The sequence below is a fragment of the Chitinophaga sedimenti genome (genome assembly GCF_023156195.1).
Lineage (GTDB): Bacteria > Bacteroidota > Bacteroidia > Chitinophagales > Chitinophagaceae > Chitinophaga > Chitinophaga sedimenti.
In genome coordinates, this window is record NZ_JAKUKA010000001.1 from 4160002 (window position 1) to 4180377 (window position 20376).

General features: G+C 51.1%; 24 protein-coding genes. All 24 read right to left on the reverse strand.

The genetic code is table 11. The features are described from left to right. Window positions 1–16: 16 nt before the first annotated feature. On the reverse strand, window positions 17–655 hold the full coding sequence (locus tag MKQ70_RS23685) for a RagB/SusD family nutrient uptake outer membrane protein (RefSeq protein ID WP_248074744.1): 639 nt from the start codon (window positions 653–655) through the stop codon (window positions 17–19). Continuing rightward, window positions 546–1613: a RagB/SusD family nutrient uptake outer membrane protein gene (locus tag MKQ70_RS23690; RefSeq protein WP_248074746.1), complete on the reverse strand. Its 1068-nt coding sequence runs from the start codon at window positions 1611–1613 to the stop codon at window positions 546–548. Before MKQ70_RS23690 ends, MKQ70_RS23685 begins: the two co-directional genes overlap by 110 nt. A 23-nt stretch (window positions 1614–1636) precedes the next feature. Beyond that, window positions 1637–2599, reverse strand: a complete 963-nt coding sequence (locus MKQ70_RS23695; protein WP_248074748.1) for a SusC/RagA family TonB-linked outer membrane protein — start codon at window positions 2597–2599, stop codon at window positions 1637–1639. Then, on the reverse strand, window positions 2566–3738 hold the full coding sequence (locus MKQ70_RS23700; RefSeq protein ID WP_248074750.1) for a SusC/RagA family TonB-linked outer membrane protein: 1173 nt from the start codon (window positions 3736–3738) through the stop codon (window positions 2566–2568). Before MKQ70_RS23700 ends, MKQ70_RS23695 begins: the two co-directional genes overlap by 34 nt. Continuing rightward, on the reverse strand, window positions 3738–4436 hold the full coding sequence (locus MKQ70_RS23705) for a TonB-dependent receptor plug domain-containing protein (RefSeq protein ID WP_248074751.1): 699 nt from the start codon (window positions 4434–4436) through the stop codon (window positions 3738–3740). Before MKQ70_RS23705 ends, MKQ70_RS23700 begins: the two co-directional genes overlap by 1 nt. Further along, window positions 4436–4828, reverse strand: coding sequence for an STN domain-containing protein (locus tag MKQ70_RS23710; RefSeq protein ID WP_248074752.1), 393 nt, complete (start codon window positions 4826–4828; stop codon window positions 4436–4438). The genes MKQ70_RS23705 and MKQ70_RS23710 overlap by 1 nt, the downstream gene beginning before the upstream one ends. Before the next feature lie 237 nt (window positions 4829–5065). After that, entirely contained in the window at window positions 5066–6211 is a 1146-nt protein-coding gene (locus tag MKQ70_RS23715; RefSeq protein WP_248074753.1) for a FecR family protein, read from the reverse strand. A 76-nt stretch (window positions 6212–6287) separates the two neighbouring features. After that, window positions 6288–6878 carry an RNA polymerase sigma factor gene (locus MKQ70_RS23720; RefSeq protein WP_248074754.1) on the reverse strand — a complete coding sequence of 197 codons (591 nt, stop codon included), beginning with the start codon at window positions 6876–6878 and terminating at the stop codon, window positions 6288–6290. A 234-nt stretch (window positions 6879–7112) separates the two neighbouring features. After that, window positions 7113–7898: a hypothetical protein gene (locus MKQ70_RS23725; RefSeq protein WP_248074755.1), complete on the reverse strand. Its 786-nt coding sequence runs from the start codon at window positions 7896–7898 to the stop codon at window positions 7113–7115. 239 nt (window positions 7899–8137) lie between these two features. Then, the gene (gene fabF / locus MKQ70_RS23730) at window positions 8138–9400 is read right to left on the reverse strand and encodes a beta-ketoacyl-ACP synthase II (RefSeq protein ID WP_248074756.1); all 1263 of its coding nucleotides are present in this window, start codon (window positions 9398–9400) and stop codon (window positions 8138–8140) included. 169 nt (window positions 9401–9569) lie between these two features. Continuing rightward, window positions 9570–10523, reverse strand: a complete 954-nt coding sequence (locus MKQ70_RS23735; RefSeq protein ID WP_248074758.1) for an MBOAT family O-acyltransferase — start codon at window positions 10521–10523, stop codon at window positions 9570–9572. Further along, the gene (locus MKQ70_RS23740; protein WP_248074760.1) at window positions 10441–11058 is read right to left on the reverse strand and encodes an MBOAT family O-acyltransferase; all 618 of its coding nucleotides are present in this window, start codon (window positions 11056–11058) and stop codon (window positions 10441–10443) included. The genes MKQ70_RS23735 and MKQ70_RS23740 overlap by 83 nt, the downstream gene beginning before the upstream one ends. A 6-nt stretch (window positions 11059–11064) precedes the next feature. Further along, window positions 11065–11328 (reverse strand): SGNH/GDSL hydrolase family protein, encoded by a 264-nt coding sequence (locus MKQ70_RS23745; protein ID WP_248074761.1) that lies wholly within the window; start codon window positions 11326–11328, stop codon window positions 11065–11067. Further along, the gene (locus tag MKQ70_RS23750; protein WP_248081588.1) at window positions 11325–11819 is read right to left on the reverse strand and encodes a GDSL-type esterase/lipase family protein; all 495 of its coding nucleotides are present in this window, start codon (window positions 11817–11819) and stop codon (window positions 11325–11327) included. Before MKQ70_RS23750 ends, MKQ70_RS23745 begins: the two co-directional genes overlap by 4 nt. Then, entirely contained in the window at window positions 11812–12321 is a 510-nt protein-coding gene (locus tag MKQ70_RS23755) for a hypothetical protein (RefSeq protein WP_248074762.1), read from the reverse strand. Before MKQ70_RS23755 ends, MKQ70_RS23750 begins: the two co-directional genes overlap by 8 nt. After that, entirely contained in the window at window positions 12299–13690 is a 1392-nt protein-coding gene (locus MKQ70_RS23760; RefSeq protein ID WP_248074763.1) for a GDSL-type esterase/lipase family protein, read from the reverse strand. Before MKQ70_RS23760 ends, MKQ70_RS23755 begins: the two co-directional genes overlap by 23 nt. Window positions 13691–13767: 77 nt before the next feature. Then, on the reverse strand, window positions 13768–14289 hold the full coding sequence (locus MKQ70_RS23765; RefSeq protein ID WP_248074764.1) for a glucosaminidase domain-containing protein: 522 nt from the start codon (window positions 14287–14289) through the stop codon (window positions 13768–13770). 681 nt (window positions 14290–14970) lie between these two features. Beyond that, a complete protein-coding gene (locus MKQ70_RS43320; protein WP_308199147.1) occupies window positions 14971–15351 on the reverse strand; it encodes an amino acid--tRNA ligase-related protein in 381 nt (126 codons plus the stop codon). Then, window positions 15348–16067 carry an amino acid--tRNA ligase-related protein gene (locus tag MKQ70_RS43325; protein WP_443657560.1) on the reverse strand — a complete coding sequence of 240 codons (720 nt, stop codon included), beginning with the start codon at window positions 16065–16067 and terminating at the stop codon, window positions 15348–15350. Before MKQ70_RS43325 ends, MKQ70_RS43320 begins: the two co-directional genes overlap by 4 nt. Next, window positions 16015–16506 carry an amino acid--tRNA ligase-related protein gene (locus tag MKQ70_RS43330; protein WP_443657562.1) on the reverse strand — a complete coding sequence of 164 codons (492 nt, stop codon included), beginning with the start codon at window positions 16504–16506 and terminating at the stop codon, window positions 16015–16017. Before MKQ70_RS43330 ends, MKQ70_RS43325 begins: the two co-directional genes overlap by 53 nt. Beyond that, window positions 16503–16715 carry an OB-fold nucleic acid binding domain-containing protein gene (locus MKQ70_RS43335; protein WP_248074765.1) on the reverse strand — a complete coding sequence of 71 codons (213 nt, stop codon included), beginning with the start codon at window positions 16713–16715 and terminating at the stop codon, window positions 16503–16505. The genes MKQ70_RS43330 and MKQ70_RS43335 overlap by 4 nt, the downstream gene beginning before the upstream one ends. Window positions 16716–16800: 85 nt before the next feature. Then, window positions 16801–17850, reverse strand: a complete 1050-nt coding sequence (locus MKQ70_RS23780; RefSeq protein WP_248074766.1) for an NAD(P)/FAD-dependent oxidoreductase — start codon at window positions 17848–17850, stop codon at window positions 16801–16803. Between the two features lie 184 nt (window positions 17851–18034). Beyond that, window positions 18035–18298, reverse strand: a complete 264-nt coding sequence (locus MKQ70_RS23785) for an alpha-2-macroglobulin family protein (protein ID WP_248074768.1) — start codon at window positions 18296–18298, stop codon at window positions 18035–18037. A 9-nt stretch (window positions 18299–18307) separates the two neighbouring features. Further along, window positions 18308–20356 (reverse strand): alpha-2-macroglobulin family protein, encoded by a 2049-nt coding sequence (locus tag MKQ70_RS23790; RefSeq protein WP_248074770.1) that lies wholly within the window; start codon window positions 20354–20356, stop codon window positions 18308–18310. Between the last annotated feature and the right edge of the window lie 20 nt (window positions 20357–20376).

The following is a 20376-nucleotide window of genomic DNA, read 5'->3' on the forward strand; positions in this document are numbered from 1 at the left end:
ATAAGGCCCCGTCCTGTTATTTCTTGTAATCCGGGTTCTGCTCCAGTTTCGCATCCTTATTCAGGTCGATCTCCGATTGTGGAATAGGTAGCAGGTTGTTGTGTGGCGCTATCGTAGGACCCGCCACCGGGTTGTATAACTTCGTCCGGTCTACCAGTTTGCCGGTACGCATCAGCGTCAGCCGCCGGTTCTCCTCACCCGTAAGCTCCCGCGCCCTTTCGTCCAGGATAAAGTCCAGCGTTACATTGGCGCCGGTAATATCATCTACGCCCGCACGACGCCGTACCTCGTTAATGCTGGCAGCGGCATCGTCCGTGTGCCCCTGCATCAGCTGGGCTTCGGCCTGCAACAGGTAGGTTTCCGCCAGGCGCATCATGATGCGGTCTTTGTAGGTATTGGTCACCAGCACATCGCTCGCTTCACTGTAATACCATTTAGTGTTGTGTGCGTACGCATTCTGCATGGTATCCAGGTTGCCCGTCAGCACCACCCGCTGGCCATATTTGGCGCTGGAAGGATTGTTATAATAGTAATAGCGACGAAGGTTATATGGTGAATTGCGCATATCTTTCGCTTCGTATAACTGGTACACCCACCAGTTGGTCGGACGGATACGCCCGATACCACGGCCGCCAAGAGAATCTGCCACCAGCATACCCGATACGTTTATAAAAAGGCACCCATTCGCGGCGGTGTTGATCACCGGTATTGTCGGCGGGCAGGCCGCCACCGTTTACCAGGTACTGCTGTTCCACTACCCAGATAGATTCGGTGTTGCCCTGGCTGCGGCGTTGATTGCCATACAGGAACATGTCATAAAACGCATCACCCGGCTGCGTTCTTTTGATACCATAACGGGTTTTTACCAGGGCAAACTGGTTACCGCCAATAATAGCCTTCGTCGCCAATTCGGCACTGTCGCCCTTACCGGCGCGCAGATATGCTTCGGCCAGCAGCTGGGAGGCCGCTGCCTGGTTAATACGGCCCTGCGACGCTACTTTCGTAATATCCGGCAGATAGGTCGTTGCGAATTTCAGGTCGCTGATCACAAGGTTAACTACCTCCTCCTTCGTTGCCCGTACAAAATCTGTCTTGGGGGCGCTCAGCGGCTCCGTTATAATAGGCACACCGCCGAAGAGCGTACCTAAAAAGTTATAGGCATAAGCGCGGAAGAAACTGGCCTCCGCCACGTACAAGTTACGCTGCGCCGCTGTAATAGTCGCTTTGGGAGCATACGCCGCCTGTATAATATTATTGGCGCCGTTAATCACGCGGTAACACCACTGCCAGCAATACTTCGAAGTAGCATCTTGCGGGATCAACTGTTTGTAATCCTGGAAAGGCGACATGTAAGCACCAACCACCTGGCCGCCCGAAGCGATGTCGGTGCCGATATTCAGCGCGGCCAGGCCCCCTTGTATACTGGAATAATCTGTACGAAAGGTGTTCTGTAATCCCGCGACAGCGGCTTTAAATCCATTTTCGTCGGTGATAGCTTCCACGGAGTAACCGGATTTATAATCCTCATCCAGGAAACTTTTCTTGCAGGAATTGAAGGTAGCGGCCACCATCAAAGCAGCGCATACACGATATATGATGGTTTGTTTTTTCATGTTGATGAGCTTTGAAATGATCATTATTGTAAACCGATATTCACGCCGAGAATGATGGTACGTACCTGCGGATAATAACCGCTTTCCTGTTGGGGAGCACGGGCAGAGGGATCCGCCTCGGGGTCCCAGCCGATCCAGTTGGTAAAGGTGGCCAGGTTACGGCCGCTCAGGAACACGTTCATGTTAGCAATTTTATAACGTTGCAAAGCCTCTTTCGGTAAGTTGTAACTCAGGGTTACATCTTTAATGCGGATGTAGGACGACGACACCGGATATTCGTACCCGCGCGGGTTCTGGAATGCCAGTGACGCATACTGGCTGTTTTTGTTCTGCGCCGTCCAGTAGGGCAAATCTGCCGGCAGGTTAATGCGGCCATTCTGATCACGGTTGTCGTAAATCGGGTTCGGCTTTAAACCACCCTGCGATGTTTGTAGAAATACATTCAGGGTAAAGTCGCGGTACGTAAAGGTGTTCGTTAACCCTGCAAGGTACTTCGGCAGTTGTGTGCCCAGGTAAGTGCGGTCAGCCGTGGATATTCCTTTTACGCCATCGAGGTCTGCAAACTTCAGGTAGCCGGGCTTCGCAGTGGCGTCGCTGGAGAAGTCCTCCCCTTCCTGCCACACACCTGTCTTCCTGTAATCATACACGGCATTCAGTGATTTACCAATAAACAGCTTGTTCCCGATATCATCTTTATTATCTCCATACAGGTCTACAATTTCATTCCTGTTGAAGGAGATATTAAAGTTGGTCGTCCAGCCGAAATTACGGCGGCGGATATTTTCGCTATTGATGCTGATCTCGAGTCCCTTATTTGCCGTTTTGCCCACGTTGTCCAGGATACTGGTGTACCCCGAAATCACAGGAATACTGCGGCTCAGCAACAAATCGTAAGTATTGGTTTTGTACACCTCGATGCTGCCGCTCAATCGTGAATCGAGCAGGCCGAAGTCTACCCCGAGGTTAAGCCCCTGGTGCTTTCCCAACGGAGATCTTTATTACCCATCGTGGATGGTGCAACGCCAATAGCGGTAACACCGTCATAGATGTAGGCAGATGTGGCAAACTGGCTGATGGTGCGATAAGGTGTAACACCCATATTACCGCTTAAACCATAACTGGCGCGCAGCTTCAGGTTGCTAACAGCGGTCACACTTTTCATAAAAGCTTCATTCGACAAATTCCAGCCTACCGCCACTGAGGGGAACGTGCCATATTTATTACCATCCCCAAAACCAGAGAAGCCATCGTGGCGTACGGTAGCGGTAAACAGGTAACGACTGTCGTAGTTGTAGTTCACCCGCGCCATCTGCGATACCAGCTGGCTCGCGCTGTTCGTGGAGGCCGTGAACTGGTTCTGCGCCGCGGAGAGATTGTGATACGTCAGCGCATCATTGATAAAAGTATTCGCGTTAGCAGTGGTAGATTTTGATCTTTCTTTCTGCGCACTGTACAGCAATGTTACGTCGAAATTATGCAGCTGAATTGTTTTAGTGTACGACAGGATATTCTCTACCAGCCAGTTTACGGACTCTGAATTCACAACACTGGCAGTACCTCTCAGGTCGCCCATATCGCGGCCGGTATATGATGCCGTGCCGCCGTTAATGAAGGCGCCGGATAAATTCAGTTTGTATTTTAATCCGCGGATAAAGGGCGACAATTCGAGATAGGTATTGCCACTTGCGTTGCGGCTGCGGTTCTGCTGGGGATTGTACAAACCAAGCAGCGGATTGGTGTACAGCGTTTCCGGGTTCATCGGGTAAATGGCGTATTTGCCATTGCTGCCGTACAAATCGCCATAAGGACTCATCACGCTGGCCATATACAGGTTCGCCTGTCCGCCATCATAATTATTATTCGTGAAAAACACATTGGTGCCGGATTTCAGCCACGGCGTAAGATTCGCGTCCAGGTTGCTGCGCAAAGAGAAGCGGTTATATTGATATCCTTTCAGCACGCCTGTTTCTTTAAAGTATCCACCGGAGAGGTAGTACTTAACGGCTTCGGTACCACCAGAGATATTTACTTCGTGGTTGCTGATAATCCCCTGCCGTGTAATTTCATCCATCCAGTTGACCGACTGCCCCTTTTCATAGTTCGCCTGCTCGGCGAGATTGGGCACTACCGGGGATTGGAAATACCCGATTGCGCCGCGTAATCCGCATACTTCTGCACATATTGGGCAGGACTCATCGGCTCCATGACGTTCCCGCGATTTTCGACACCCACGTAACCGCTGTAGCTGATAGCAGGCTTACCGGTTTTACCACGTTTGGTGGTGATGATCACCACGCCATTAGCGCCGCGCGCACCGTAGATCGCCGTGGCCGAAACATCTTTTAAAATATCAACCGAAGCAATATCAGAAGTAGGAATATCATTAAAGGAACCACCGAACGGCGCGCCATCAAGCACGATGAGCGGATTATTACTGGCGGTAATGGATTTTAGTCCGCGGATGTTGAAGGATGCCACTCTTCCCGGCGCGTTGCTGCCGGCAGCAATATTTACCCCGGCCACTACGCCCTGCATGGCCTGCAGTACGTTGGTAACAGGTAGTTTCGTAAACCTGCTGGCCGGGATCGACGATACCGACCCCGTTACATCACTCCGTTTGCGGGTACCATAACCGACGACCACTACCTGTTCCAGCTGTGCACGGTCCTCTTTCAACGTAACGTCGATCGCAGCACGTCTATTCACCGGTATCTTTTCCGTAGTGAAGCCCATGTAGCTGAACACCAGTGTTGCATTTACCGGTACGTTCTTCAATACGTACGTTCCCTGTGAACTTACGACCGTAGCCTGTTGCAGGCCCATCACCAATACCGTAGCCCCCGGCAGCGGGCCGCCTTTTCGTCACTCACTTTACCAGTAACGGTAATGAGTGTGTCCAGGGCGGCAGGAGCTGCAATAATGGGGCGTGATCTCGTAATGATCATATTGTGTTCCACGGTGTAACCAATCGGCTGGTTTTTCAAGGCTTCGTCAAGTACCTGCCGGATCGGCGCATTGTCGACGTTAATGGTAATAGGTGTAGTATTTTCAAGCAGTTTCTCCTTGTATACGATGGATACGCCCGTTTGGCGCGAAATCTCTTTAAACAGCCTGCCCAATGGCGCATTTCGCAACGACAGCGTCACATTTTGCGACACGCCTTTGGCACTAATATGTAAACAGGCGACCAGTAACAGAAATGCGGTCATTTTCATAACCAATACAATTTTGGCTGATAAAAACTTTGTGGCGCACAAAGTCTTACCACGAAAGCGTAAATTCATACTTTTGCAGTGTTTGGGAGATGCTGGAATGATGTTCTTCGCGGAATAGTTGTTTCATGGGTATCCCGAACTTTTAGGCAGGGAGTGTTACCAGCACTCCCTGTTTTTGTGTCCGGGCGTCCCCTCAGAACATAGATCTACATATTGACTTTTATTTCTTTGGTTGTGTTATAAAACGATCACTTTTCGCCCTTCGATACGGCACTCCACGCCGTTTACATGCAGGGCGCGCAATATATCCGACAGCGGAACGTGCCGGCTGATGCGGCCACCGAAGCTCTCGGTCTGGTTGCTTCCTTTATAAACTATCTCTACATCGTACCATCGTGCAATCTGTCGCATGAGCACGGGCAGTTCTACATTATCGAATTCGAAGAAACCTGTTTTCCAGGCAATGACTTTATCCAGGTCTACCGCCTGCACCGTTTGCGTCCCCTTTTCATAATGCACGAGCGCCTGGTAACCGGGCTTCAGCACATTTTGTGCGCTGGCGGCCACTACTTTCACCGCACCCTCCAACAACGTGGCTGCGCCGGCCTGTTCGTCCGGGTACGCCATCACGTTAAAACTGGTGCCTAACACCTGTACCTCCATGCCATTCGCTTTTACTTTAAATGGCCGGGTGCCCGGGGCTATTTCAAAATAGGCTTCGCCGCTCAGGGTGACGAGGCGTTCTTTACCGTTATAAGCCGTGGGAAATGTAATAGAAGATGCGGCATTCAGCCACACGCGGCTGCCATCGGGCAGTGTAAGCTGGTACTGACCGGCCTTGGGGGTGGTCAGCGTATTCATTACCGGTTCAGTGCGCTCAGCAGCTACATCATATTTGAGATGTCCCTTTTGTTGGTTGATGCCCGCACCAATGTTGCGGATAGCAGCGCTATCCAATTCCACGCGGGTGCCGTCGCCCAGGGTGAGTACGGCTTTGTCGCTGCCGGGTGCTACATCGTCCAATACGATAGCCTGCTGCGGCGCAGCGGGCTTGGGTGTCATCCAGCGATAAGCGCCTGCTGCGGCGAGCAGTAAAAAAGCGGCGGCGGCATAACGGAACCATGACCTGCGCAGTAATACCGGTTTACGTACCGGGCGTATCCGCTCCATAATCCGTTCCTGCATACGCACGCTCGCCTGGTGGCTAACATTTCCGGCAGCGGCCATAGACTGGTTAAACACATCGCGGCTGTGCGCTGCCAGGTCGCGCGTCAGCTCGTCGCTTTCCAGGTAGCTGAAAAGTTCCGAAGCCTCTTCGGGCGTGCAGGTACCGTCGGTGTACCTTTGCAATAATTGCCTGTAATACTGGGCATCCTGCTGCATAATTGGCGGCGCATTTTACACGCTACAGGAATAAGACAAAAAGTAAAGGGGTAAGGTGGGTCGGTCTTAAAAAAATTTAAATTTTCCCTGCCAGCAACACTGCGAAGAGTACAATATCGCCATTTTCGAAGAGGTATACTTTGAGAAACCGCATCGCATGCACCATGTGTTCTTTAACGGTATTGCGCGACAGGCCCGGGATCTCCGCTGCTTCCGCATAGGTTTTGCCTTCTTCGCGGCACAGCACAAACACTTTCTTCCGCTGCGGCGGCAACTGATCGATCGCGTGTTTTACCAGGCGCTCGTACTGCTGCAGCTTTTGCCCGCTGACAGTGGCATCGGGCAGGTCGTGACCCAGATGTTCCAATATCCGTTCGCGCTGTGCACGATCGCTGGCAATTTGTTTTAAACGATTGATGGCATGATTGCGGCTGGCGCGGTAGAGGTAGGAAGCAAAAGAACTGCTCACGTGAATGCGGCCGCGCAGTTCCCAGAGTTTTACAAATACATCCTGCACAAGGTCTTCGGCCAGGTCGGGCAGTTTTACGAAACGCAGCAAATAAGTGTATACACCGGCATGGTAACGGTTATATAATTCCGCGAAGGCCTCTTCGCTTCCCGCGGCAAAAAGTTTCACCAGTTCTTCTTCGGATGCGCTATTTCTCATTGTAAAACGTTTGCCGGCAACGGCAGGTCGATTTAGATGGTCTTTCCTGGAACATTAATATACAGGCATTCCCGGCTTACCTGTAATCACAGCGCGTCCTCACCCGCTGACGGCGGAGTCAAAAATAGGAAAATGTTGGGAAAATGCAGCTAAGGCTTACACTTCCAGTCTGTGTAGTAAGTGTGACTGGCGCCGCTGTTACTTACGGCCTGGTAGCTGGTTACGTAGCCGATGTTATTGACTACATGGTTGGAGTAATCTTTCCGTTCCACCCGGTAATTGCCGGACCATGACTCGGCCGAGCGGCGCAGATGATTGGGTGAAAGGTGCAGATACCCCAGTGATTCCAGCAGATCGAAGGTGATCATGGCGTCGCCGCGTTCCCTGGTCGTATACTACGCCTTTAACAGCAGAACGGGTATAATCATAGGTGTAGATCAACCGTAAACCGGTAGAATCGCGGTCGGCAATGGAAAGTACGTTGCCGTACTGATCGTAGCTGACTTTAAATGTTCCGCTCAGGTCGTTTCCCCAGGTGAATTTCACGAGGCGGCCGTTGGCGTCATATACATAATTGACCAGCAGGGAGAAGCCCGGCTGCCCGTCCGGTGTGGTCCTGAACAAACTTTGCGTTACCCGCCCTTTATTGTCAATCGTGGCCGACAACATCCGGTGCCCGTCCGAAGAACGTTCCAGGAACAGCTTATCGCCGCTGTGCAGTACTTTTAAATCGAAGTGACGGCCGTAATTGGCGGCTGTATTGCTTTGCAACACATACGGTTCCCCTGCCGCATTATATGTTTTGCGAAAAATATATGGATAACCATTGGCGATTTTCTCTGTACCGCTACCATTGCCCATCCCAAAACGCTCCGGTTCACACCGGACCATTGTTTCGGATGTATCAACCGCCACCACCGGCGCTAACTCCTCATCGGTCTTTTCGCAGGAAAACCCGTGCGAACACAATACTGCCAACAATACCACCCGTAGCATAATGCTTACGTTTTTTGGACTCATAATACAAATTGCATTAAGCAATAAATGATGCGAATAAATGGTGGAGATTCAAAAGATATGAGTTAACAGAAAGGGGCTTATAGTAATAGTTTAACAAAAATAGGCAACTTATGGTTGTCCGCGGTATAAGGGCTGTTATATTTTTCGATATAATATTTAAAATAGACTAATATCTTCTGGCCGAAAACAGAAAACCGGGCGCTATCAGCGCCCGGTTTTGCTATCAATTTAAGTACAATTTACTTTACAAACTTCTTGAACACCGCGATGGCATTGTGTCCGCCGAAACCAAAGGTATTGCTCATGGCTACATTGACCTCTTTAGGCTGCGCCTGTCCAATGGTCAGGTTAATGCCCTGCGGAACGTTAGGGTCCACGTTAGTGGTGTTGATGGTCGGCGGTACGATGCTGTCCGCAATTGCTTTTACACAAGCAATGGCTTCGATCGCACCGGCTGCGCCCAGCAGGTGACCGGTCATGGATTTGGTAGCGCTCACATTCAGTTTGGAAACGTGTTCGCCAAACAGGGTGTTGATCGCTTTCAGCTCGCTCAGGTCGCCCAGCGGGGTGGAGGTAGCATGCGCGTTGATGTAGTCAACGTCTGCCAGTGTCAGCTCTGCATCTTCCAGTGCCTGCTGCATACCCAGTCTTGCCCCAAGGCCTTCAGGGTGTGTAGCGGTCAGGTGGTAAGCATCAGCGGTCATGGCGCCGCCTACCATTTCGCCGTATATTGTTGCACCACGGGCAATGGCGTGGTCGTAATCTTCAAGAATCAGCGCACCAGCGCCTTCGCCCATTACGAAACCGTCGCGGTCTACGTCAAAGGGACGGGCAGCGCTGGTAGGATCGTCGTTGCGGGTAGAGAGGGCCTTGAGGGCATTGAAGCCTGCAATCCCCGCACGGGTTACAGGTGCTTCGGAACCACCTGCTATAATCATGTTCGCTTTACCGAGGCGAACATAGTTAAACGCATCTACAAGCGCACTATTAGAAGATGCACAGGCAGAAATGGTACAATAGTTAATACCCATCAGGCCATATTTCATCGCGATCTGACCGGCAGCGATGTCGGAAATCAGCCTGGGAATGAAGAAGGGATTGAACTTCGGTACAAAGTTAGCCTGTGCAAACTCGATGATCTGGTCTTCGAACGTTTGCATACCACCGTTACCGGAAGCCCAGATCACACCAAATTTGGTACGGTCGATTTTTTCCAGTTCTACATTGGCGCTTTTAATGGCTTCTTCAGCCACTACCATCGCATATTGAGTGAACAGGTCCATTTTGCGGGCCTCTTTCTTCTCAATAAAATCATCTATGTTCAAGCCTTTCAGCTCACAGGCGAATTTTGTTTTGAAGTCTGTAGTATCAAACCTGGTGATAGGTCCTGCACCACTTTTTCCGGCTTTCAGATTGTTCCAGAATGTATTAACGTCGTTACCAAGCGGCGTTATCGCTCCCAGGCCGGTAATCACTACTCTTCTCAGTGTAACAGTGCGCATATTGTTTTCTTTCAATAAGATTAAGAGCCGCAAATTTAGTCACTTATTGTTAAGATTATGCATATACATAAAGAAAAATATCTATGTCTTTAATTTTAATTTAATTCCTATAAAACAGCCATGGTTGGTCATTTCCGACCAACCATGAAATTCTTTATGAAAAATCATCCTAAAACTGAAGATAAATCGGGAGCATGACCTCGCTCGATTTCACCTGGGAAAGCACCCAGATGAACAGGACCATTACCGCTATGCTACCCCATAAAGGCAGTCTTGCCAGCCGCATTTCCATCTTCTCCCAGGTGAAATTCGGCATAAAATGAAGCACAAATCCCAATGCCATCAGGGAAAATACCATGGGGTAGTTCTTCAGTAATTGCACGAACAAATCGGGACGGAAGTCATAAGCTATTTGGTGCAACAGTGTTGCCGCCACATCAAAGTTGGGCGCATGGAAAAATATCCAGCAGAAACATACGAAGTGGAAAGTGAACAAGACACCGGCAATCTTTAACGCCCGGCGTTTTGCACCTGTCCATTTGTCCCAGCCCCGCGCCTTCATAAAATTGACGCGTGTTTTATCCAGCCCCAACATAATGCCGTGCAAACCGCCCCATACCATGAACGTCCAGTTGGCGCCATGCCAGAAACCACCGATCAGCATCGTCAGAAACTGGTTCAGGTACTGGCGGGCCTTGCCTTTACGGTTGCCGCCCAGTGGAATGTACAGGTAATCGCGCAGCCAGGACGACAGCGAAATATGCCAGCGGCGCCAGAATTCTGTAATGCTGGCGCTCTTATAAGGAGTGTCAAAGTTTTGCGGGATCTTGAAGCCGGTCCAGCGGGCAATGCCGATCGCCATATCTGAATAGCCGGAAAAGTCGCAGTAAATCACCAACGCATAGCCATATACCGCCAACAGGCACTCAACGCCCGTGTATCGGCTGGGATCATCAAATATATATCTTACAAAATTGCTGTTGATGAGATCTGACAATACCACCTTTTTAAACAGGCCGGCCAGTATCAGGTACATTCCTTTACCCAAATCTTCCGCATCCACATGGTAAGGTTTGTAAATCTGCGGGATAAAGTCGGCAGCCCGTACGATAGGGCCCATCATCAACTTGGGAAAGAAAAGAAAGGAAAAACACGTAATCCAGGAAGTTGGTGACCGGCGTAATTTCCTTCCGGTACACATCGATGGTATAGCTTAAGTTTTCAAAAGTGTAAAAGGAAATACCGATCGGCAGTATCAGTTTCAGCAACGGCACGTGCCCCTGTGCCACCTCGTTATATACCCCGATGAAGAAATCCGTGTATTTGAACAGGAACAACAGCCCCAGGTTAATAATAATACTGAAGATGAGCAGGCTTTTCCGCGTTCGCTGTTTTTCGCTCCGATGAATGGCATTCGAGAGGAAGAAGTCGACCACCGCAGCTACGATCACCAGTCCTACATACCAGCCACAGGCCTTGTAAAAGAAGTACAGGGAGAATAACGTAAATACCCACACGCGTCCGCGGATGCTGTTGCTCACCGCCTGGTAACAGACGAGGAACGCCGCGAAAAAGAAGATGAAGAAGGCGCTGTTGAAAAGTGCCGGCTCCTCCGGGTTATACAACACTTGCTTCAGGAGATTGTCCAGTGTGAACATGGCGAATTACAGGTTATGGTACTTTTTACATGCTTTGATGATGGCTTCCGATAATAATGTGCCCTGCAGGCGGTACCCGTTGGCGTTAAAGTGCAGATGATCGTTGCTCCAGCCGCTGCGGAAGCGGTCGTCACCAATCATCACACCGTAAAAGTCCCAGCAGGCCAGGCCATTATCTTTACAATAGTCGAGAATTTCGTTGCGCAGCACATTCACGTGCGGGTTGGTATGAAACCGGCTGCGGTAGTAGGTTTTGTACTTACCGTTCACTTTTTGCGGTAGGGCGTACGTACCGCTTTGCCCATACCGCTGGGCGGCGTGGTGAGCAGGAATACGGTTCCCTCGGGACAACTGTTGCGCAGCGTGGTAACGGCATTATCTATTTCTGCACGGAACTGCGCGGCGGAGATATACCCGAATGCCTCGTTGGTGCCGAGCGACAGGATCACCAGGTCCGGGTGCAGCCAGCGGGCCTGCACCTGCAGGCTCAGGTCCATATTATTGTAGTTGGAAAAGGTAGCGCCGTTTACACCGACGGTATGATACAGTAGTCCTTTATGACCATTGTGTAATACCGCACCATAAAACCGCGTGCCCTGTACACCCGACCAACGCAGGTTCAGGTTACTGGAGCCGTCCTGGAAACTGAGAGTGGCCAGGGACAGGCCGCTGGGTAATTGCTTTACGGGTGCATCGCCCAGGCTGCCGCCTTCATATAATACCTCCGCACTATCGAAGTTGCCCCCCGCATGGTCAGCGATAAGTCGGGCGAAGGCTGCTGCGTGTAAAGTACAATCCCACCCGGACCAGTATACATACTCGTTTTTCCACGACCCTGGCCGCCTGCCATCGCGAACTGCTCGTCCACCGCGGATCATCCGGCCCGTTAGTGCCCGCCACGTTGTAGGGGAATACAAAACCGCGACCGGCATTCCCAAACTGCTCCTGCAACCGTTCTGCTACCACACCGGGAAAGAAGCCGGCCTGCAGGTGCGAATCGCCGAGGTGCAATACGGATACTTCATCTACCTCGTTCACCTTCTCAAAAAACGGGCGCAGACTACTATCGTTCAACAACCGGTTGATCTCCGGCGCCACCTTCGGCGCAACGGCTGTTTTTGCCGGGGCTTTCGCTTTGGTAGTGGTTTTCGCCTTTGACTTAACCGGTGTTTTCTTTGTTGTTTTGCGTTGCGCCGTTACCGTTACTGCTCCAAAAACCAGCATCAGGCAGGCCGCCATTTTAATGATGCGCTTCCTGCTCATATTCATCCATAATAGCTTTATACAGCAGCCCTGCCACTTTGGAGGCGCCGCGGAAGTTAAAGTGCGTATAATCTTTGTTCGCCAGCGCGGTGTCGGACTCTACCCATTTTTTCATAGCGCCTTCGCCTCCCATCGCATGAAAGAGGTTCCAGTAGGCGAAACCGTATCTGCTGGCGATTTTCTGTTGTGTTTTTAAAAGCGCCTTTACACCGGGCGCGGTGACATACTCGCCGTCTTTACGGTACGACTTATCCGCGCAGCCGATTATAAGGATCGAGGTGTGAGGCAGGCGGCTGCGAAGGGAGTCCGCTACTTTGCTCATAGGCTTCTCGAACCAGTCGTAGTCGGTCAGTTCGGGCTTCCAAAGTACGTTGGCGCCATAGTGCAGTACGACCAGGTCGTACGGACGTACCCGTTGTACATCCTCCCACATATCGCGGGAGAGTTTGGCCAGTTCGATGCCGCTGATGCCGCGGAAAGAGAAGTTATCTACATATACACCACCGTCGCTTTCGAACGCAGCGCCGTATACGGGCAGCGATTCGTCGCCATTGAAGGTAAGCGTAACGTCCGGGCGGGCGGTATCGGCATAAAGGGTAATGGCGTTTAGCACTTCCCCGCCGGTGAGCGATACGCTCCGGTTGTTTACCTGGACGTTACCGGCCGCTTTGCCGTAAAGGATGCTCACCTCGTCGAAACGGTCCAGGTGCGGACGTTTTACGGGCGAATATTTTATCCAGCTGGAGCCGGCGGGAAAAAACGTATGCCCGGATAAGCCCAGCACAACGTTGGCTGGTGGTTCATTTTTATAACTGTAATCTGTCCAGTTCCGGGAAAAAGTATGTGTGATACTCGTTCTGAAAGATGCTACGACCGAAGTTGCCGGCACAAAACCTACACCGCTACCGCCAAAGTATTCCTGCAACTTTTCGCGCAGGTCCTGGGTAATGAGGTCGCCCTCGATCATAGAGTCGCCGAAGTAAGCGATGCGTACCTTTTTGCGTTTGCCGGCTTTGAGGTCGCGCAGGGCGGTCATGAAGTATTCGATACCAGCGGCGGAGTCGGCGGGTTTGGTAATGCCGTAATCCACGATGCCGTCGTAGGTGAGATAATTGCGGGGAGTGATCGTGGTAGTGGCCTGGGTAGTATCGCCGGGCTTCTTTACAACGGGTAATGCAGCAGGATCATCTTCTTCCGGCAGGGAAGAATCAATGGGTTGGTGCTTCAGCTCGGACAGGATGTCCAGTTTACGAAATTCGTACCCGCCAAACGAAAAGCTTTTGCCAGCGAGCGAGATAATAACCGGGCATCCCAGAGTGGCAGCTACAATGATGAGCGGGTAGGGATTTTTATTTCCTGTTGATGACATATGCAAAATAAGTTCTTAGGTAGTGGACATATCCAAAAACGGGTCTGGTTCTTTGGATATTGTTTCCGCGTACAAAACTATTCTTTTGCCAGTTTTAAATCGTCATCGAGTTCATACAATTTATAACGTTTAATCATCCCCGATACCCTGGTTATCCATATATCGCCCGCGCTGGAGTAACCGGAGTGCGACATTTTTTTGAGCCAGGCGGCGGTATCGGTCGTGCCTTTCAGCTGGGCGAACCATTTCTTTTTAGCGATCACTCTTGTAAAGTGTTCGTAAGAATCGGCGACGGATTTGTACTCCTTGTATTTGGACCTGTAGGTCGCATGTCGTTTGGCCAGGTTATTCTTGCCCACAATGCCGAAGTGGTTCTTCAGCATTTTTGCATTGCGGCTGGTGCCCATACCGGACTCCAGCATCGCTACGCCCATAATCACACTGGCCGGGATACCGGTTTCCTGCATCAGGGAAACGGCTACCGGGGAGTACTCTTTAATGTAAGCCTTGCCGGTCCTCGCTTGCGCATGCGCAAACAGGGAGCTGACACAAAGCCCGCCGATGAGTAAATTCCTTCTGATATGTTTTCGAAGACGCATCAAAGTTGACAAATTATAGGTTGTACCGGGGGCAATATTAAGACAAATTGCAGAAAAAACGGATATATATGACATGAAAATGTAATGATTTAACATTTTGCCGCTGTTCGGCCGGACATAAACGGATGGGTTACAGCCGGTTAGGGCAGTATGTTAAAAACAGGGAAGATTTCCACATTTAAAAAAATGATTACGGTTGAGACTGGTCAAAAAAGTGGTAAAGGAGACTGGATAAATTGGATTACCATGGGATAAGTCTGTCCGCAAGGGACGAGCCTGGCGAGTAATCCTCCGTAAGCTGTCAGGTCCTTCTACGTGTAAACCTTTACCCGGATTATTTAACAGGGGTGTAAACCTGGTTTAGGACGTGACAGGCGGTAGCACCGTTGCGCGATCGTTCAGACATACTAGGTTCATCCTAGGTTCATCCTAGGTTCAAGATAGGTTCGGGTTAGGTTCAGGAACCTAGCTTCAACCTAGGCACAACGAAGTATAAACGAACTATAAACGAAGGATGCAGCAGGGATGCTTATGGGGTCATTACAGCGGGGCTGAAGGGCGTAAAGGCGTTGAAGGGAGCGACGCAACGGCGGCTGGGAAGGGTTTTACGGCTGGTTGCCAAAAAAGAAAAGCGGACCACCTGCCGGTGATCCGCTTCCAATATGTACTTACTACCAAAGTCTATTTTTTCAATACCAGCTTGAGTTCGTCCAGTTGGGCCTGGTCGATTTCGCTGGGGGCATCGAGCATTACATCGCGGCCGGAGTTGTTTTTCGGGAAGGCGATGAAGTCGCGGATACTTTCTGAACCGCCGAGCAGGGAGCAAAGCCGGTCGAAACCAAAGGCGATGCCGCCGTGAGGAGGTGCACCGTACTCAAATGCGCCGAGCAGGAAACCGAATTTGTGGTTGGCTTCTTCGGGGCTCATACCCAGTGCGGCGAACATTTTTTCCTGCAGATCGCGCTGGTAAATACGGATAGAACCACCGCCGATCTCGGTGCCATTCAGCACGATATCGTAAGCATTGGCTTTAATGTCCGCGTATTTGCTCAGGTCGTTCATCCACTCGATCTGCTCCGGTTTAGGGAAGTGAACGGGTGGTGACGGGCTACCCAGCGGTTTTCTTCCTCCGCGTACTCGAACAGCGGGAAGTCGATCACCCACAGCGGAGCGTACACATTTTTGTCACGCAGGCCCAGGCGCTCGCCCATTTCGAGACGCAGTTCGCTCATGGCTTTGCGGGTACGTTCTTCTTTACCGGCCAGCACCAGGATCAGGTCACCGGGTTCGGCTTTCGCCAGTTCCACGAAACCTTTCAGTTTGGACTCGTCGAAAAATTTATCTACAGAGCTTTTCAGGCTGCCGTCGGCGCCGTAACGGATGTAGATGAGGCCACTCATGCCGATCTGCGGGCGTTTTACCCAGTCGGTGAGTTCGTCCAGCTGTTTACGGGTGTATTCGGCGCAACCTTTTGCGGCAATGGCCACTACCAGCTCTGCATCGTCGAACACTTTAAAACCGTTGCCCTTAGCGGCTTCGGTAAAGTCTACCAGTTTCATTTCGAAACGGATATCCGGTTTATCGTTGCCGTAATATTTCATGGCATCGTCCCAGGTCATGCGCGGAAACGCTTCGCTGAACTCGATTCCCTTAATTTCTTTGAAGATGTATTTGGTCATGCCCTCAAACGTATTGAGGATGTCTTCCTGCTCCACGAAGCTCATTTCACAGTCGATCTGCGTGAACTCGCTGCCTGTCCGCACGCAAATCCTCGTCACGGAAGCATTTTACCACCTGGTAGTAACGGTCGTAACCGCTCACCATCAGCAACTGCTTAAACGTTTGCGGGCTTTGCGGCAGGGCGTAGAACTGGTTGTCGTTCATACGGCTGGGCACCACGAAGTCGCGCGCGCCTTCCGGGGTAGATTTGATCAGGAACGGCGTTTCGATGTCCATAAAGCCTTTGCCATCGAGGTAGTTGCGGGCAGCGCGGTTCACGCGGTAGCGCAGTTCGATGTTTTGCTTTACGGCGTTGCGGCGCAGATCGAGGTAGCGGAATTTCATCCGCAGCTCGTCGCCACCATCGGTATCGTCCTGGATGGTGAAAGGGGGCGTTTTGGCGCCGTTGAGTATAGTATATTCTGTAGCGGTGATTTCGATTTCACCGGTGGGGATATTTTTATTTTTAGCGGTGCGTTCGGTCACAGTTCCTTTCACTGGATCACGAACTCGCGGCCCAGGGGCTGCTCATCGAGCTGGGCGCTCAGGGTTTCGCCCAGCAACAGTTGTGTGATGCCGTAGCGGTCGCGCAGGTCAACGAAGGTGATGCTGCCAAATTTTCTTACCGTCTGAATCCAGCCGGCCAGCGTAACCTGCTGACCAACATGCTCCATGCGCAATTCTCCGCAAGTGTGCGATCTATACATATACTTTGATTGTTCCTTTTAATATTGAGCCTGGCGGCGAAACCGTCAGGGCGTCAAATATACGGTTTGGTCCCCTTAATTTCTATCAGGGCGCGTTAAAATACCGTTTAATATCGGTTTCGGGCAGCATCGGCTGGCCTTTCACCAGGTTTTGCGCGAACATCCAGGCCAGGTAAGGCGCCAGGGAGCAACCTTTCGTGCCCAGGCCATTCAGCACCCCCAGCTGCGTTACTGTAGGGTGCAGGCCCACTGCCGGACGGCGGTTCTTCGTACTCGGACGGATGGCCGCTATATGCCCCTCTACGGTGTAGGGTATCTTTAACAGCTCTGCCACCGAGGCCTCCAGGGCTGCACGCTGATCATCGCCCGGCGTGGCGTCTTCAAAATCCCAGTCGAAGTTGGAACCAGCCCAGTACAGGTCGTCGCCCTGTGGCACAAGGGTAATGCTTTTCTTTATAATATGCTGGTTATCAAGTCCGGGCGCTTTAATCAGCAGCGCCTCGCCTTTATTAGGCAGGAATGGAATTTCGTTCAGATAATAGTTACCGGTAATATCGGCGCCTTCGCAGAAGATCACGTAATCGGCAGTGATATCGCCATATTTCAGGCAATCACCGTCCATCGCCAGCTGCATTACATCTACCTGCTCTTCGTGCAGGCAGCCCATTTCCTTCAGGCGGTTGCGCCAGGCGGGCAGCAGGGTACGCAGGTTCACCGTGGCGCCCTGCACCCTGGCGGTACCGAGGGGCTGGTGAAACAGATCGGCAGTAGCTTCGGCCGGCGCAGGCTTAAAGTAAGCGTTCTGCGGGGCAGTATTTTGTCTTTTGGCAAAGGCGTCGCGCATTTGCTCCGACGGCCATACGTGCAGTATGTCGCGTTCGGAAAAGCAGCTGATGCCCAGTTCCTTTTCCATTTTGCGGTAGGTTTCCACGGCAAAAGGATAAAAAGTATCGTACATCCAGGCCAGCTCAAACTTGCGGCCCGAAACGGGATTGATAATGCCCGCCGCTACACGCGAGGAGCTGTTAGGCTTTTCCACGTCAAATACGTGGACGCTTTTTCCTTCCTGCATCAGGAACCAGCTGAGCATGGTGCCTGCAATGCCTTGTCCTACAATGATAAAATCGGTCTGCATCCGGCAAAGGTGAGAAATTCTACCAAAAAGAAAAGCGGGTATGCATGACTACATACCCACTTTCTTTTATGTTGATGTGTTTATTCGGTTACCCTTACGGTAAGGCCCTCACTATGCGCACTAAACTCCGGCGCATACATGCTCTGCACCGTACTGATGCCATTGGAATAAGTACCCGTATGTGTTACAACACCGGGTACTCGAACACATAAGTGCCCGGCCGTATATCGGAGAAGAAGAAGTTGGTCGACGCATCTTTCGTGCTTTCGTAATACCCCGCCCCATCGCGCCAGCGGTAGCCGCTTAACACGTTTACCGGCTCAAAGCAGGCGGCGCGCAGGTCTTTGAGATGCAGGTATTCCATTTCCCTGTGCACTTTCATGATGATACGCACCGTTACTTTATCGCCCACCTTTAAGGTATTGCCGCCAGTGATTTTTGTGAGCACCGACCCTTTTTATCGGTGCGCTGTATGTACAGTTCCTTTTCCAGGGTAAGCGGGGTGGACGAAGCAGTAATTTTGTCCATATCCTCGGAAGTACTGCCAGTACAGGCCGCCCCATGCAGGCTGACCGTTACTGTTTTCCAGTTGCAGGGTTACGGCGCCCATATCGGCTGTTACTTCCTTGCCTTCGAAACGTTTGCGGAAATAACCGGTACCAGCTTCACGCTGCCCGTTGCGGGAATCGATCAACTGTTTGCCAAGTGTTATCCGCACCTGCTGTTCTTCACTCAGCCAGTTGTTACCGATCAGCAATGCATAACAGGCTTCTGAAGTGGCCTTGGTGGTGCTCCAGCTATTGGTCTGCTTATTTTTAAGCAACCATGTTTTAAGCGCGGTCACAAATGCACTGTCTTTCGTGACCTCATTAAACGCTTCTATCATTAATGACTGCGTTTCCACCGGCGCCTGATACCAGTAGTAACCCCCGCCCTCTTTCCAATACGCACCTTCACCGGGTGTTGCTACGGCATGTTCTTTTACAGCGATTAATATCTCCTTCGCTGTTTTCGTGTCGCCGTCGCGATACAACGCGAGTGCGGCCAACCCTTTGCTGTAGGTGTTATAATTGCTCCAGTTTGTTTTCAACTGTTTCAGGTAATACGCGTAGGCAGGTTTGCTGGCGGCGGGTATTACCCAGTCTTTATAGAAACTGCGCATGTATAAATGATATACCATCCCGTAATATGCGGAGCTTTTATTTTTAATGTCGCGCTGGTACTGTTCCAGGATTTGCTGATCGAGATAGTTCAATGCATCGTGCATCATCACTTTAATCTCTTCATCATTCTCCACTCCTGTAATGCCCAGTTGCCGCAGGTGTCCGAACCCGGAAGCAATGTATTGTGTGATGTAGTAACTGCCGGGCATCCCTTTAAACCAGGAGAAGGAACCATCGCTGTTTTGCAGTGACCTTAGTTTACCTTTTATCGAATTCATCGAGCGCTCCATCAGTGAGAGATCGAATAACAATGCCAGCCGACGGCGTTGTTCCTGTTCATTTTTCGCCTCCAGCACCCAGGGTGTTTCCTGTAATAAGGCTGAGCGGAGATCTTCGTTCAATTCCAGCTTGCCGGACATTCCCGTCGTATCGGCCTGCCATTTTTCGAATACCGTTTTAATACGTGGCGTACTGTTCATCACATGTGTTCCGATAGCATTGGCATAAAGGCGGTTGAAGCTCTGTTCCGCACACTCGTACGGGTACTCCATCAGGTAAGGCAATGATTTAATCGCATCCCATACCGGGTTCGCGGTAAACTCCACGGTTAACGCATGCTGTTGTAAACCTTCGATCGTATCGCTTTGCAGGAGCTTTTCCATTTTGAAGGTGACAGGTTGACTTCCCTGAACCGGCAGTGGCATTGTTTCGGTAACGAGTATGCGGTTGCTGAGTACAGGCAGCGCATTTTCTTCACCATCGCTGTAATTACCCGCTTCGGCAATTACACGGTACACCAGCGCATCGTTATATCCAAACGGTATTTGCAGCGGGAAACTCACCGCGGCACTTTGCTTTGCCTTTACCGTGAAATGCTGCACCGGAAAGATGTTCTGGAACCATCCGTCTACCGGCTGCATGGTAGTGGCATTCAGCAGTTCAAGCCGGGCATTGCCAATGAGTAGCGTATCGGCCAGACTGCTCACTTTCACGGTTAATTCGATCTTATCACCTTCGCGGAGGAAGCGTGGCGCGTTAGGTTGCACCATAAGTGTTTTTTGGGTAACAACGTTCGTTTCTGTGTATCCCACCTGCATGTCTTTGTTATGTGCCAGGGCCATGAATCGCCATTTGGTGAGCGCTTCCGGTGTGGTAAAACTAAAGGTAATGCTGCCCTTTGCATCGGTGCGTAATTGCGGAAGGAAGAAGGCTGTTTCGTTAAGATTTTTGCGGACGAGGGGAGTTGGTGTTGGGGTGGACGATGCCGGAGACGGCGGCGGTGCAGGAGCCAGCATTGCAGCTGAGAAATCGTCACTGGGCAAATCCCGTTGCTCTCTTATCACAACGCTGGTTGCCGCCCCGG

Coding starts and splice junctions, on each gene's coding strand:
- MKQ70_RS23685 (WP_248074744.1), bottom strand. CDS start 655: ATGCTGGTGGCAGATTCTCTTGGCGGCCGTGGTATCGGGCGTATCCGT.
- MKQ70_RS23690 (WP_248074746.1), bottom strand. CDS start 1,613: ATGAAAAAACAAACCATCATATATCGTGTATGCGCTGCTTTGATGGTG.
- MKQ70_RS23705 (WP_248074751.1), bottom strand. CDS start 4,436: ATGGGCCTGCAACAGGCTACGGTCGTAAGTTCACAGGGAACGTACGTA.
- MKQ70_RS23710 (WP_248074752.1), bottom strand. CDS start 4,828: ATGAAAATGACCGCATTTCTGTTACTGGTCGCCTGTTTACATATTAGT.
- MKQ70_RS23715 (WP_248074753.1), bottom strand. CDS start 6,211: ATGCAGCAGGATGCCCAGTATTACAGGCAATTATTGCAAAGGTACACC.
- MKQ70_RS23720 (WP_248074754.1), bottom strand. CDS start 6,878: ATGAGAAATAGCGCATCCGAAGAAGAACTGGTGAAACTTTTTGCCGCG.
- MKQ70_RS23725 (WP_248074755.1), bottom strand. CDS start 7,898: ATGAGTCCAAAAAACGTAAGCATTATGCTACGGGTGGTATTGTTGGCA.
- fabF (WP_248074756.1), bottom strand. CDS start 9,400: ATGCGCACTGTTACACTGAGAAGAGTAGTGATTACCGGCCTGGGAGCG.
- MKQ70_RS23735 (WP_248074758.1), bottom strand. CDS start 10,523: ATGATGGGCCCTATCGTACGGGCTGCCGACTTTATCCCGCAGATTTAC.
- MKQ70_RS23740 (WP_248074760.1), bottom strand. CDS start 11,058: ATGTTCACACTGGACAATCTCCTGAAGCAAGTGTTGTATAACCCGGAG.
- MKQ70_RS23755 (WP_248074762.1), bottom strand. CDS start 12,321: ATGAGCAGGAAGCGCATCATTAAAATGGCGGCCTGCCTGATGCTGGTT.
- MKQ70_RS23760 (WP_248074763.1), bottom strand. CDS start 13,690: ATGTCATCAACAGGAAATAAAAATCCCTACCCGCTCATCATTGTAGCT.
- MKQ70_RS23765 (WP_248074764.1), bottom strand. CDS start 14,289: ATGCGTCTTCGAAAACATATCAGAAGGAATTTACTCATCGGCGGGCTT.
- MKQ70_RS43320 (WP_308199147.1), bottom strand. CDS start 15,351: ATGAACGACCTGAGCAAATACGCGGACATTAAAGCCAATGCTTACGAT.
- MKQ70_RS43335 (WP_248074765.1), bottom strand. CDS start 16,715: ATGTATAGATCGCACACTTGCGGAGAATTGCGCATGGAGCATGTTGGT.
- MKQ70_RS23780 (WP_248074766.1), bottom strand. CDS start 17,850: ATGCAGACCGATTTTATCATTGTAGGACAAGGCATTGCAGGCACCATG.